At 63.4% G+C, this 12,594-nt stretch carries 10 protein-coding genes; 3 read left to right on the top strand and 7 right to left on the bottom strand.

The genetic code is table 11. From position 1 onward, the window contains the following. The first annotated feature begins 21 nt into the window (after positions 1 to 21). A complete protein-coding gene (gene ubiA / locus CIT26_RS02475) occupies positions 22 to 1,005 on the top strand; it encodes a 4-hydroxybenzoate octaprenyltransferase (RefSeq protein WP_095491126.1) in 984 nt (327 codons plus the stop codon). Between the two features lie 183 nt (positions 1,006 to 1,188). Here ubiA and CIT26_RS02470 read toward each other — a convergent pair whose 3' ends face one another. The 3 genes from CIT26_RS02470 to CIT26_RS02460 all read right to left on the bottom strand — a co-directional run bounded on the left by CIT26_RS02470 (position 1,189) and on the right by CIT26_RS02460 (position 4,351). Further along, positions 1,189 to 1,755 carry a DUF6101 family protein gene (locus CIT26_RS02470; protein WP_095491092.1) on the bottom strand — a complete coding sequence of 189 codons (567 nt, stop codon included), beginning with the start codon at positions 1,753 to 1,755 and terminating at the stop codon, positions 1,189 to 1,191. Positions 1,756 to 1,939: 184 nt separating this feature from the next. Next, on the bottom strand, positions 1,940 to 3,370 hold the full coding sequence (locus CIT26_RS02465) for an FAD-binding oxidoreductase (protein ID WP_095491091.1): 1,431 nt from the start codon (positions 3,368 to 3,370) through the stop codon (positions 1,940 to 1,942). Positions 3,371 to 3,379: 9 nt separating this feature from the next. Next, entirely contained in the window at positions 3,380 to 4,351 is a 972-nt protein-coding gene (locus CIT26_RS02460; protein WP_167391252.1) for an L-threonylcarbamoyladenylate synthase, read from the bottom strand. A 175-nt stretch (positions 4,352 to 4,526) separates the two neighbouring features. Here CIT26_RS02460 and CIT26_RS02455 point away from each other — a divergent pair, with 175 nt between their 5' ends. Further along, the gene (locus CIT26_RS02455; protein ID WP_095491089.1) at positions 4,527 to 4,985 is read left to right on the top strand and encodes a hypothetical protein; all 459 of its coding nucleotides are present in this window, start codon (positions 4,527 to 4,529) and stop codon (positions 4,983 to 4,985) included. Between the two features lie 70 nt (positions 4,986 to 5,055). Here CIT26_RS02455 and CIT26_RS38175 read toward each other — a convergent pair whose 3' ends face one another. The 4 genes from CIT26_RS38175 to CIT26_RS02430 form a co-directional block, all read right to left on the bottom strand. After that, positions 5,056 to 5,178, bottom strand: a complete 123-nt coding sequence (locus tag CIT26_RS38175) for a hypothetical protein (protein WP_280951079.1) — start codon at positions 5,176 to 5,178, stop codon at positions 5,056 to 5,058. A gap of 112 nt (positions 5,179 to 5,290) precedes the next feature. Further along, positions 5,291 to 7,768 (bottom strand): glycine--tRNA ligase subunit beta, encoded by a 2,478-nt coding sequence (gene glyS / locus CIT26_RS02445; RefSeq protein WP_095491088.1) that lies wholly within the window; start codon positions 7,766 to 7,768, stop codon positions 5,291 to 5,293. Positions 7,769 to 8,170: 402 nt separating this feature from the next. Beyond that, positions 8,171 to 9,238: a glycine--tRNA ligase subunit alpha gene (locus CIT26_RS02435; protein ID WP_245319038.1), complete on the bottom strand. Its 1,068-nt coding sequence runs from the start codon at positions 9,236 to 9,238 to the stop codon at positions 8,171 to 8,173. A 126-nt stretch (positions 9,239 to 9,364) separates the two neighbouring features. After that, on the bottom strand, positions 9,365 to 11,140 hold the full coding sequence (locus CIT26_RS02430) for a tetratricopeptide repeat protein (RefSeq protein ID WP_095491085.1): 1,776 nt from the start codon (positions 11,138 to 11,140) through the stop codon (positions 9,365 to 9,367). Between the two features lie 290 nt (positions 11,141 to 11,430). On the opposite strand from CIT26_RS02430, the gene CIT26_RS02425 reads away from it, so the two are divergent. After that, positions 11,431 to 12,564 carry a helix-turn-helix transcriptional regulator gene (locus CIT26_RS02425; protein ID WP_245319028.1) on the top strand — a complete coding sequence of 378 codons (1,134 nt, stop codon included), beginning with the start codon at positions 11,431 to 11,433 and terminating at the stop codon, positions 12,562 to 12,564. The last annotated feature ends 30 nt before the right edge of the window (positions 12,565 to 12,594 follow it).

Below are 12,594 nucleotides of genomic sequence, written 5' to 3'. Positions count from 1 at the left end.
CTCTGCTGCCACTTCAGCACGATGGAACCCATCCAATCGAAAGCTGCCCAGGGCCGCGTCGCCGATGCGCCGAGCGGCCACTGGGTCTACCGCATTCTGCCGCGCTGGCTGTGGTCCTATGCGCAGCTTGCCCGGTGGGATCGGCCGATCGGTTGGCAGTTGCTGCTGTGGCCGTGCTGGTGGTCGGCAGCCCTCGCCGCAAGTGCCTATCCACGCCCTACTGATCCACTGCTCTCGCTGCTGCCGGCGCCATGGTATCTCGTGCTGTTCCTGATCGGCGCCATCGCGATGCGCGGCGCCGGCTGCACCTATAACGATCTGGTCGACCAGGACATCGACAACCAGGTGGAACGCACGCGCTCGCGGCCGCTGCCGGCGGGAAAGGTCACGCGCCGGCAGGCCTGGGCGTTTCTCGTTATCCAGGCATTGATTGGACTCGCTGTGCTTCTGCAGTTCAACAGCTTTGCCATCCTGCTCGGCATCTGCTCGCTCGCTGTCGTCGCCATCTACCCATTCATGAAGCGATTCACCAACTGGCCGCAACTGGTTCTCGGCCTTGCGTTTTCCTGGGGTGCGCTGATGGGATGGGCGGTCGAATTCGGCGATCTCGATGGCCCGCCCGTCATGCTCTATATCGGCTCGATCCTGTGGGTGATCGGCTACGACACGATCTATGCGCATCAGGATAAGGAGGACGACGCCATCGTCGGCGTGCGCTCGACCGCACGCCTGTTCGGCGACAACACCAAGACCTGGCTCGTCGGGCTTTATGGCGGGGCGCTGGTCTGCTTCGCCATCGCCTTCGCCTCGGCGCAGGCGCCGGTGCCGGCGCTGGCCGGGCTGGTCGCCGCCGGCGCCCATATGGCGCGGCAGATCACGGTGCTCGACATAGACGATCCGGACCAGTGCATGCTTCTGTTCAGGTCGAACAACCAGGTCGGCTGGCTGGTATTCCTCGGCCTGATCGGTGGCGCGTTGTGGGTGGCGCTGAAGCCGCTGGTGTAGGGGCTTGTTCCCTTCTCCCTTGTGGGCCACTTATGGGAGAAGGTGGATTGGCGCGTAGCGCCAAGACGGTTGAGGGGTGTTGGAAGAAATGAGGCGTTGGCGTTTCCTGGAACACCCCTCATCCGACCTCGCTTCGCGAGGCCACCTTCTCCCACAAGGGGAGAAGGAAGAGGCGCATGTGGACTATTCCCGCGAAATAATTTCCTGGCCGCCAATCACCAGCCTGAGGCCGAGATCGCCGGCCCTGCGACGGGCGAGGAAGCGGGGACGACGCGTGGTCGAAACCCGACCCTTGCGGCGGTTCTGCGCCGGCAATGTCTTGATGGCGGCGCCAAGCGATTCCTCCAGCGTGCGGGCGATGCCGTCCGATTCGATCAGAAGCATCGGCAGGCGGTAGGCAGCGGCCCAGGCGCGCCAGTCGGCGGCGACATCCTCGAGATCGTCGGCCACCAGCAGCGGCACCGACAGCATCGGATCATTGTGCAGAAGCTCCAGCGTCACCGTGACATTGCCATCCGGATCCTCCATCGCGCGGGCGGCCACGCCACGAAACGCGTTGGCAGGCAGAGCGATGAACGCCGGCACGCCGCTCATCTCCAGCATGCGGCGAATGACGGCGCCACGGTGGTCGATGGTGAAGGTAACGTCGCCATAATCGTCGCGCGTGGCGTAGCTCACCACCTGCGGCAGGCGGAATGGGTCGAGGCGCATGTTGCGCCCGGCCCAGACTGGCTTCAGTCCAGTGTTCATATTGTGCCTTTCCTGTCTCTCCTGAGAGCCGGTCTTCCGGTTCTCCGGGCCGGTTTTTCCAGCCTCGTTGTGGGGAAACGTTAGCGCGGGCTTCTTATCGCAGCGCTTAAGAAAGTCGGTTAAATTTTGCTGATCTCAAAGGGATGGTTATCGGAATGCGACCATTCACAAGACATCGAAAGGATCAGATAACCTTACCGGGATTCATAATACCGGCCGGGTCGAAGGCCGTCTTCACCCTGCGCATCAATTCGATCGCCATCGGCGGCGCCGTCGCGATCAATTCATCGCGCTTCAGCTGGCCAATGCCGTGCTCGGCCGAAATCGAGCCGTGGAAGCTGCGCACGACATCATGCACGGCCTTGTTCATGGCGTGGTAGAGCCCGAGAAACGCTTCGTCATCGCCGCCGAGCGGCCGGGAGATATTGTAGTGGAGATTGCCGTCGCCCATGTGGCCGAAACAGACCTCGCGCGCGCCCGGGCTGACCGATTGCACGGCGCCGGCCGCTTTTTCGATGAATTGCGGGATGGCCGCCACCGGCACCGAGATGTCGTGCTTGATCGAGGCGCCTTCGGGCTTCTGCGCCTCGGGCAGCACCTCGCGGAAATTCCAGAAGGCATCGCCCTGCGTGATGCTCGCCGCAATCACCGCATCGCCGACGATCTCCTGTTCGAGGCCGGCTGAGAGCACCTCTTCGATCAGGGCCCTCGCATCCTCCGCCGAGCGGCCCGAAGAAAGCTGCATCAGCACATACCACGGCCAATCCCCGGACAGCGGCCGCACGACGCCTGGCGCGTGCAGAAGCGTAAAGTCGTAGGGCCTCTGGCCGATCAGTTCGAACGCGGTGAGCGCGGCACCGGCGCGATCCATCGCCAGGCTGAACAGGGACAGTGCCGCCTCAGGTGACGACAGGCCGGCAAAGGCCACCTCGCGCCCCTTGGGCTTAGGGAAAAGCTTGAGCACGGCGGCGGTGATGATGCCGAGCGTGCCCTCCGCGCCGACAAACAGGTTCTTCAGATCGTAGCCGGTGTTGTCCTTCTTCAGCTTGCGCAGATCATCGAAGACCTCGCCAGTCGGCAGCACCACTTCGACGCCGAGACAGAGCTCGCGCGCATTGCCATAGGCAAGCACACCGGTACCGCCGGCGTTGGAAGAGAGATTGCCGCCGATCTGGCAGGAGCCTTGCGCAGCAAGCGACAGCGGAAACAGCCGGTCGGCGGCGTCGGCCGCTTCCTGCAGCGTCTGCAGGATGACGCCGGCCTCGACGGTGACCGTGTTGGACAGGATGTCGATCTCGCGGATGCGGTTCAGCCGCGACAGCGACAGCACGATCTCGCGGCCGGACATATCCGGCACCTGCGCGCCGACCAGCCCGGTGTTGCCGCTTTGCGGCACGACCGGCGTTCCCGTCTCGGTCGCCAGCCGCATGATGCGGCTGACCTCGTCGACGCTGCCGGGCCTCAGCACCAGCGCCGTTCGGCCATGCCACAGGCCGCGCCTTTCGGTGAGGTAGGGCGCGATGTCCTGCTGGTCGCGAAGCGCATATTTGTCGCCGACGATGACCGCAAAGCGGTCGATGAGGGCGGGGTCGATATCCCGGGATATGTCGTTCATAGCTGGAAACTATGGCCCTGCGTCGATCTTGTCACGAGGGGCGGCGGCGCGCGAAAGCCGGTCGTTGATCGCCTCGCCCAGCCCGTCGAAGGGGATCGGCTCGACCGCGATTGTCTTGGCGCCGCTGCGATCGAGATCCTGCATGTGGGCAAAGAGGTTGGCTGCGGCCTCGCGCAGGTCGCCGGTCTCGGACAGGTTGCGCAAGGCGGCAGCGCCCTGCCAGCCTTCGGCACGGCGGGGGCCGAACGCCAGCAAGGCTTCGCCCTTTGCGACTTTTGCGGCGTTGACCCGCACCGCAGCACCAGGCGCGTAATGCGAGGCGAGCATGCCCGGCGCCTCGATGCCCGCCGCACCGCGCGACAGCTTCACGCCGGCGGCCGCTTCGATCTCCTCGGCGGCAATGCCTCCCGGTCGCAGCAGCCGCAGCTTTCCACCCTCGATCTTCACGATCGTCGATTCGAGCCCGACCGACGTCGCGCCGCCATCGACCACCAGCCTGATTCTGGAACCGAGATCGGCCGCCACGGCCTCGGCCGTCGTGGCGCTGATCCTTCCTGATGAATTGGCGCTGGGCGCCGCAAGCGGGCGTCCGAGCCTGGCGATCAGCTCGCCGCCAAAGCCTTTCGGCATGCGCAGCGCGATCGTATCGAGCCCAGCGGTGACCAGCGGATGAATGCCGTTGCCAGGCCGCTGCGGCAGCACCAGCGTCAGCGGTCCCGGCCAGAATGTCTGCGCCAGTCTTTTCGACAGCGGATCGAACAGCGCGAGGCGCGCGGCCATCGCCAGATCGGCGACATGGGCGATCAGCGGGTTGAAGCGCGGCCGCCCTTTGACCTCGAAGATGCGCGCCACGCCCACGCCATTGGTGGCGTCGGCGGCCAGCCCGTAGACGGTTTCCGTCGGAATGGCGACGACATCGCCGCCTTCGAGCAGCGCCAGCGCCCGCTCCATCGCCTCGCCGGCGGCAAGTATCTCAGCCACTCTCATCACCTTACAGATGCGGGACCTCACAGATGTGGGTGCGTAATACGGTGACGTTTACGGGGCAAGTCCGGGTGTAGCGAATTATCAAATCGCTAAAATGGTAGCTTTCCTCGCAATCCCGCATCAATTCCCGGACGATATGGTGCCGACTTGTTGGGCAAGGGGAACTATCATGGTCTGGGTGCGTATCCTGGCACCGCTTGGTCTCACTCTGGCGGCGGGCGGAGCACAGGCTTCGTCATTCGTTGTTCTCGGTGCACCATCCTCGACGCCATCCGTCGTCAGGCTTGGCGCGCCTGAAGCGGTGAAGATGGCTGGGAGCTCCTCGACGCCATCGATCGTGGCGCTCGGCGAACCAGTGCCCGACGTCACCTATGAAAAAGTTGCTGCGATCCCGAGCCAGCCCAAGCCCGAGCATGATTTCATGCAAAGCCCGATGATCATTCGCGGCGGCATCGTCGGCGACGCCTTCGCAAAGCCGGCCCCCAGCGTCGCACCTGCCGCGACAACCGCTGCCGCAGCACCTGGGGCGGCCACCAGATCCGACAAAAAGATAAGTGCAACGAACAGCCCGCCTGAGCCCGCAACGCCGCAACCGACGCCCATTCCCGAGATTGACCAGGCCAGATAGCCGTTCGAGGCCAGGACGACGCTCGCGCGCCGCCCGGTTCATTGAGTAAAATTCCGTCGCCTGAAAAACCTCAGGCCGCGACTTCTTCGTCCGCGTCGGCAGCGGCGACCTCGTCGAGGGTCGTTTCGGAAGCGGACGCAACAGTCTCGGCAGGAGTTTCTTCTGTCACTTCGATGTCGCGAGCGGAATTCATGGAAGCCTCCGTGGTGTTGGGGAACATGTTCCCTATGCCACGCAGAGATCATCGTCATATGACTGTAAGCCGGCACGAATCGGCTATTGGGAAAGAAATATTTTCCCAAGCCTCAGCCGGCGATTTTCGAGAAATCCGCAACCTGGTCGGTGGCTGCCCGGATGCGTGCCAGCAGTGCCAGACGATTGGCGCGCACAGCCAGGTCCTCATCATTCACGAGAACGCGTTCAAAGAATGAATCAACCGGTTCACGCAGCGCGCTAAGCGCCAGCATGGCGGCGGAAAAGTCTTCGTTTTGAATCGCTTGGCCGGCTTCTCTCTCGGCCTGATTCACCGCTGCAAACAGCGCTTTCTCGGCCTCTTCCCGGAATAGAGCCGGCTCAACACGTTCGGCGATCGTCGTTTTCTTCTTCTCCTCGGCAGCCAGGATATTGGCCGCACGCTTGGTGCCGGCAAGCAGGTTCTTGCCGTCCTCGGTGTCGAGGAACGTGCCAAGTGCTTGGACGCGGCGGACGATTTGAAGGAGATCGTCGTTGGACGATTGGCCAAATTCCCCCCTTGAGGGGAAGATGCCCGGCAGCGCAGAGGGGGTCGTCTCGCGTGGGTCGGCGACCCCCTCTGCCGCCTTCGGCGACATCTCCCCCTCAAGGGGGGAGATCAGGCGCGAGCCAGCTGACAACACCGCGTCAATCAGGTCGTGCCGCGCACCCTGGTCGCGGAGATAGACCTTCAGGCGGTCGTGGAAGAAGGCGAGGAGATCGGAGCGGTAGATTTGTTCCGCCTTCCCTTCCAGCGTTGTAACGGCATTCTTATCAAGATAGTTCGCCCACTCATAGGCGCTTCCGAAGATGGGTGTGAGCGCCAATCGGATACCGTTCTCGACCAGAATCCTCACCACCCCCAGCGCCGCCCTCCTCAGCGCATAGGGATCTTTTGACCCCGTCGGCTTTTCGTCGATCGCCCAGAAGCTGACCAGCGTGTCAAGCTTGTCGGCGAGCGCCACGGCCACGGATACCTGATCGGTGGGCACGCGGTCGGACGGGCCCTGCGGCTTGTAGTGTTCTTCTATCGCTGCGGCGGCGGATGGATGCTCACCTTGCAGCAGCGCATATTTGCGGCCCATGGCGCCCTGCAATTCCGGGAACTCGCCGACCACCTCGGTGGTGAGATCGGCCTTGGCCAGAACGGCGGCACGGCGAGCCAGCGCGGTAATCTCCCCCCTTGAGGGGGAGATGTCGCCGAAGGCGACAGAGGGGGTCGGCACGTCCTGACGCGACGCCCTATCGCGGACAGAGGATGCCGGCGTTTCACGCGCAGCTACCCCCTCTGGCCTGCCGGCCATCTCCCCCTCAAGGGGGGAGATGCAACTCGCTACGATCGGCGCCAACTCCTCAGCAAGCCGCGCAATCCGCTCAACCCGCTCACCCTGCGTGCCGAGCTTGGCGTGGAAGGTGACGCCGAGATGGTCGAGGCGGGCCATGCGCTGGTCGAGCGGCTTTTTGAGATCGAGCCCGAACTTTTCCGCCGATGCCTGCAACTGGTCGAGGTCAGGCAGGTCGCCCTGGTCGGTCTTCCAGAAATAGAGCGCGTCGGAGAGACGGGCGCGCACCACCTTGCCGTTACCGTAAGCGATCTCCTTGCCACCGTCGCTTGCTTCGATGTTGGCGGTCAGGATGAAGCGGTTGGAAAGCTCTTCACCGGCGCCATGCGGCCGCGTCACGAAGCACTTCTGGTTGGCGCGGATGGTCAGCCGGATCACCTCGGCCGGAATGGCGAGAAAGTCCTGCTCGAATTCGCCCATCAGCACGACAGGCCATTCGACCAAGCCTGACACTTCCTCGAGCAGCCCCTCGTCCTCGACCAGATCGAGCCCGTTGGCGAAAGCGAGATTCCTGGCGTCGGAAAGGATGATCTCCTTGCGCCGGTCGGCATCGAGCACGACCTTCGCCGCCTCCAGCTTGGCGGCATAGTCGTCGAAGCGGCGCACGGTGATCGCGCCCGGCGCGTGAAAACGGTGGCCGAAGGTGACGTTGCCCGAGCGGATGCCGTCGATCTCGAAATCGACCACCACCGGCTCCTCGGTCTCCGGGCCGAAGGTGCAGAGGACGGATTGCAGCGGCCGCACCCAGCGCAAGGATCCGGGTTTCGCCGAGGCCGGCCCCCAGCGCATCGATTTCGGCCATGGAAAGCCGCGGATGATGCCCGGCACCAGTTCGGCGATGATTTCTTCCGCCGCCCGGCCCGGCTTGGAGATATGGGCGACATAGAAGTCGCCCTTCTTCGGATCGGCATGGACATGCGCCTCGGCGACCGAGGAAAGGCCGGCCTTGTGCAGAAAACCTTGCACCGCCTGTTCGGGCGCCTTGGTCGAGGGTCCCTTGATCTCCTCGCTTATGTCCTTCGAGCGCGCCGTCACGCCGCGAATGTCGAGCGCCAACCGGCGCGGTGTCCAATATTCGCGCGCCGCCTCATAGGTCAGCCCGGCCTCGACCAAACCGTCCGTCATCACCTTCTTCAGGTCGCCCGCCGCCTTGCGCTGCATGCGCGCGGGAATCTCTTCCGAACGGAGTTCTAAAAGCAGGTCGGGCATTGATTGTGCTCACGCGGCAAAATGGTCCGGGCGGGCATAGCAACTCGGCTGGCCGCTGTCACCCTTCCCCATGCGATCGGCGCATCTACCGACGATTTCCAAAAAATTCCGCTGCCTGTCGGGCCGAAGCGGGGCTATCCGTCCTTGGGTCAAAGATTTCCATGAACCGAACGCAGCGCTGAAGCGACCAACGCTCAGGCAGAGAACTATTGGCTGAACGACCATGAAGACGGCATCGACATTCCTACAGATCCTCGCGCTCAGCGCCTGTTTCGCAGCCCAGGCTCATGGGACGTTCGCGATGCCTGGCGTTAGACAAGCGCTGCGGACTATGGCTGGCTCCAGCGGCCAAGGCGTATTGCCAATCAGCGCTTCAGTCGAAATCGCAAATAGCCTCTGGAGCTAAGCCGCCAGCCCGCCAGCCTGCGTCAGCAAAAACGCCTCGCCGCAGGCTTTCGCCAGATTGCGTACCCGCAAGATGTAGCTCTGCCGCTCGGTGACGGAAATCACGCCGCGCGCGTCGAGCAGGTTGAAGACGTGGCTGGCCTTGATGCACTGGTCGTAGGCGGGGAATACCAGGCGGTGGTTCCCCTCCCCCTTGGGGGGAGGGTGGCCAGACGAAGCCTGGCCGGGAGAGGTCGCTCGAGCAGTGCTCGACGTCCTACCTGCAGTGCCTTCTGAGGCAACCCCTTCTGCCCGCTTCGCGGGCATCTCCCCCTCGAGGGGGGAGAAAGGCGCGCCGGCGTCGAGCAGCGCCTTGCACTCAGCTTCGGCGTCCTCGAAATGCCGGAGCAGCATCGCCGTATTGGCGAATTCGAAATTGTGCCGGGAATATTCCTGCTCGGCCTGCAGGAAAACGTCGCCATATGTCACCTTGTCGGCGCCGTCGCGGCCGTTGAAGTTGAGGTCGTAGACATTGTCGACGCCCTGCACATACATGGCCAGCCGCTCCAGCCCGTAGGTGAGTTCGCCCGCCACCGGCGCGCATTCGATGCCGCAGACCTGCTGGAAATAAGTGAACTGCGACACTTCCATGCCGTCGCACCAGCACTCCCAGCCCAGCCCCCAGGCGCCGAGCGTCGGGCTTTCCCAGTCGTCCTCGACGAAGCGGATGTCATGCAGAAGCGGATCGACGCCGATGGCCGCCAGCGAGCCGAGATAAAGCTCCTGCAGATTGGGCGGGTTCGGCTTAAGGATCACCTGGTATTGGTAATAGTGCTGCAGCCGGTTCGGGTTCTCGCCGTAGCGCCCGTCCTTGGGCCGGCGCGAAGGCTGCACGTAGGCCGCGTTCCAGCGCTTTGGCCCGAGCGCGCGCAGTGTCGTCGCCGGATGGAACGTGCCGGCGCCGACTTCCATGTCATAGGGCTGGAGAACGACGCAGCCATAGTCCGCCCAGTAGTTATGCAAGGTCAGGATCAGCCCCTGGAACGAGCGGCTGGGATGCATATGGGCTGGGATATCAACGGTCACGGCGGCCTCGACGGAGCGGCGGGATGCGGCACCGGTTGGATGAGGCCGCATGATCTTGTCCGAAAAGTCTGCAACTTTTCGGGATCAGGCTCTAGAGCGCCGCCCGCCAAGCGTCAAGGCGAAGGGTCAGCCCTTCGGCGCGGGCGCCGGTTCCGGCTTGACCTTCGGGGTTTCCTGCGCAGTGTTGGATTCGATCGGCGGCAGGCCCTTCAGCAGTTTCTGCTGCAAGGCGGCGAGCACGTCGGGATCCGGCTTCAGGTCGCGGGCCTGGTTCCACTGGAAGGTGGCTTCCAGCCTGCGGCCGACGCGCCAATAGGCATCGCCGAGGTGATCGTTCAGCACCGGATCTTCCGGCTTCAGCGACACGGCGCGTTCCATTTCGCGCACAGCGTCTTCAAACCTGCCCATGCGGAAATAGGCCCAGCCCAGCGAATCGACGATGTAGCCGTCGCTCGGCCTGAGGTCGACGGCCTTCTGGATCATCTGAAGGCCTTCCTCGAGGTTGATGTTCATGTCCACCCAGGAATAGCCGAGATAGTTCAGAACCTGCGGCTGGTCGGGGAACAATTCCAGCGCCTTGCGAAAATTCGGCTCGGCCTTGGGCCACTCCTTCAGCCGCTCATAGGCGATGCCGCGCTGGTAGAAAATATTCCAGTCAGCGCGGGTCGGGGTCTTCAGCATCGCTGCCGCCTTGTCATAGAGACCGGCCGCGGAGCGGAAATCCTCCTTTGAGGCATAGACGCCACCGAGCGCCTGATAGGCACGCATGTCGTCGGGATGCGCTTGGACGAGGGCCTTCAGATGGGCGATGGCCTCGTCATAGCGGTCGAGATCGGCAAGGTTGAGGCCGAGCTGCAGTTCCGAAAGCGCCTTCAGTGGCGAACTGGCCGGGATGCGGCGATAGAAGGCGATGGCGCCCTCGCCGTCCTTCAACTGCTCGGAAACGGCGGCGAGTTGGACAAGGGCCGCGTCGCTGTCGGGCCGCAGTGCCAGGGCATATTGCAGATAGAGGCGAACGAACGGCTCGCCGCCACCGCGATTGAGCGCGGTGGCGAGATCGAGCAGAATTTCCGAGGCGCCGTCGGACGCGCCTACAACGAAGGGTTCGACCTTCTCGCCCTTGGTGATCTTGTCGCGAAGCGCTGATATCTCGACCTTGCCGGGGGCAAATGCCTCGGCCTGATCGAGCACGGACAGCGCCTTGTCTTCGTCGCCCTTGCGGGCAAGGAAGGAAGCATAGGCCTGCGCATTGCGCATCCAGGTTTCGGGCGCCGCACTACCGGTCGCGGTGTCCTGCAGCGTCGCGGCATAGATGGCATCCGCCTTTTCTGGCAGGCCCGAAGCGTCGGCGATCAGCGCGCGATGGAAGGATTTGAAGAGGCCGAACCAGTCCGGACCCTGCAGCCTGTCGATGGAGGCCATCGCCTCGCTGGCGTCGCCGCCGCCCTGTTTGGCCCAGCCGGTCATGACGCCGGAGATCAGCCGGTCGAGATCGGATTCGAGCGAAAGCTTGAGCCAGTATTCGGCCTTGGTGAAATCCTTTTTGTGAAAGGAGCCGACAGCCAGCGCCAGGCGCGAGAACCGCTCGACGTCGGGAACCGTCTTGAGCTTGTCGGCATAGACCAGGGATTCTTCGAAGCGCCCTTGCGCGATCAGCGACAGCATCAGGCTTTGCTGCAACGACGTATCACCGGGAGCGAAGGCGAGCGCCTGCTTGTAGTAGGCGATGGCGCTGTCGAGATCATTGTCGCCTTCGGCGACCCGCGCGGCAAGATAGGCCCCCGAGAACGACGTGATATTGACTGGCTCGGTGGTCTCTTTGGCATAGGCAGGCAGACCGGAGATCGCCATGCCCGTCAAAACTGCCAGCCCTGTCAGCCAGCGCGCACATCCTTGCCGCATCGTATCCCTTTCAGTCAAAGCCGCGTCAGCGGGATCGCCGTAGACTCGATCTTTTCCAGGCAAAGGATGGCCTTTTTGGGGTCATGCTTCAACCCGCCCGAATTCACAATCGGGTCATGCGATTAAAAACCACGCTAGGAGCGCCCAACTGCGACCGTCGACCGCGCTTTGCCGGCCTGGCGGGCCGCCGGCCTGTCCTGCTGCAGGAACGGCACCCCGATGCCGTAAGCGATCCGTAAGCGGCGGGCGTCGAAAATTTCCGCAGCGGAATGATGCGTGGAACCGTGCAGATGGATGCTGTTGCTTCGCCCAGGAAGATGCCGATGCTGGAAATGCCGCAGGACGAGCAGACCTTCGCCATTGTCGATCGAATCTACGAAGCGGCGTTCGCGGCCGAGCTGTGGCCGGAGGTATTGGCAGCGGCAAGCGCGATCTCCCGCTCGGCAAACGGCGCGATCTTTGTAGTCAGCGATCACTCGCCGGTACGCGCCATCACCGAAGCGCATGTCCAGACCTTGCTCGATGAGTTCATGGAGGGGGATACCTGGAAGTTTTCCAAGAGCGTGCAGCGGATGTGCAGCGCGCACCTGGCAAGTTTTGTACGGGTCGACGATTTCATGACCGGCGAGGAGATCGAGCGCGATCCCGCCCGCAAAGGTGCAACGGCATTTGGCATCGGGTCGCATGTATGCACATCCATCGCCATGCCTGGCGGCGAGCGTGTCCTTTTTGTCTTCCAGCGCTGGCTGAAGGACGGGAGTTACGATCAGGCCGCAATCGATCTGTTGAACGGACTGCGTCCGCATCTCGCACGGGCCGGCCTTGTCGCCGGGCGCCTGAGTCTGGAACGGGCCAGGACCGCCGTATCCATTCTGAGGGAAATCGGGCTGCCGGCTGCAATCATGAGTGGATCGGGCCGCGTGCTGACGGCCAATCCGCTTTTCGAAGACATGGCCGACGTCTTCCTTCCCACGGCCCATGCCGGCATGGCGATTGCCGATGAACCGGCAAACGCGCTTTTCCAGCAGGCCATCGCGCAGAACCGGGATAACCGCGTCGTGCGGTCCATCCCCGTCGCTGCCATCAAGGGGCGGTCCGCGCTGGTCGTTCACCTGTTGCCGCTGCGCCGCGCCGCGCATGATATTTTTTCGGGCGCGGACATTCTCGTTGCGGCAACCGCAGTCGGCATCGGCGCGACTGTTCCATCGCCCAATATCCTTTCAGGCCTGTTCGACCTGACGCCGGCAGAAGCCCGGCTCGCCGTCGAGCTTGCCTCGGGCCTTTCGTTGCAGGAGGCGGCCATGGAAATCGGCATCGCCGTCAAATCGGCCCGCACCTATCTCGAGCGAGTCTTCCGGAAGACCGAAACTAGCCGTCAGAGCCAGCTCGTGGCGCTGCTGAAGAGCACGTGGTCGTTTTCGTGATCTCGACATGCCCATGAGTATCTGCTGATC

Origin of the sequence: Mesorhizobium temperatum, assembly GCF_002284575.1 — a bacterium.
Taxonomy (GTDB): domain Bacteria; phylum Pseudomonadota; class Alphaproteobacteria; order Rhizobiales; family Rhizobiaceae; genus Mesorhizobium; species Mesorhizobium temperatum.
The sequence above is the reverse complement of the archived record's forward strand: the minus strand, read 5'-3'. Positions and strand labels throughout refer to the sequence as shown.

Coding starts and splice junctions, on each gene's coding strand:
- ubiA (WP_095491126.1), top strand. CDS start 22: ATGGAACCCATCCAATCGAAAGCTGCCCAGGGCCGCGTCGCCGATGCG.
- CIT26_RS02470 (WP_095491092.1), bottom strand. CDS start 1,755: ATGAACACTGGACTGAAGCCAGTCTGGGCCGGGCGCAACATGCGCCTC.
- CIT26_RS02465 (WP_095491091.1), bottom strand. CDS start 3,370: ATGAACGACATATCCCGGGATATCGACCCCGCCCTCATCGACCGCTTT.
- CIT26_RS02455 (WP_095491089.1), top strand. CDS start 4,527: ATGGTCTGGGTGCGTATCCTGGCACCGCTTGGTCTCACTCTGGCGGCG.
- CIT26_RS38175 (WP_280951079.1), bottom strand. CDS start 5,178: ATGAATTCCGCTCGCGACATCGAAGTGACAGAAGAAACTCCTGCCGAG.
- glyS (WP_095491088.1), bottom strand. CDS start 7,768: ATGCCCGACCTGCTTTTAGAACTCCGTTCGGAAGAGATTCCCGCGCGC.
- CIT26_RS02430 (WP_095491085.1), bottom strand. CDS start 11,140: ATGCGGCAAGGATGTGCGCGCTGGCTGACAGGGCTGGCAGTTTTGACG.
- CIT26_RS02425 (WP_245319028.1), top strand. CDS start 11,431: ATGGATGCTGTTGCTTCGCCCAGGAAGATGCCGATGCTGGAAATGCCG.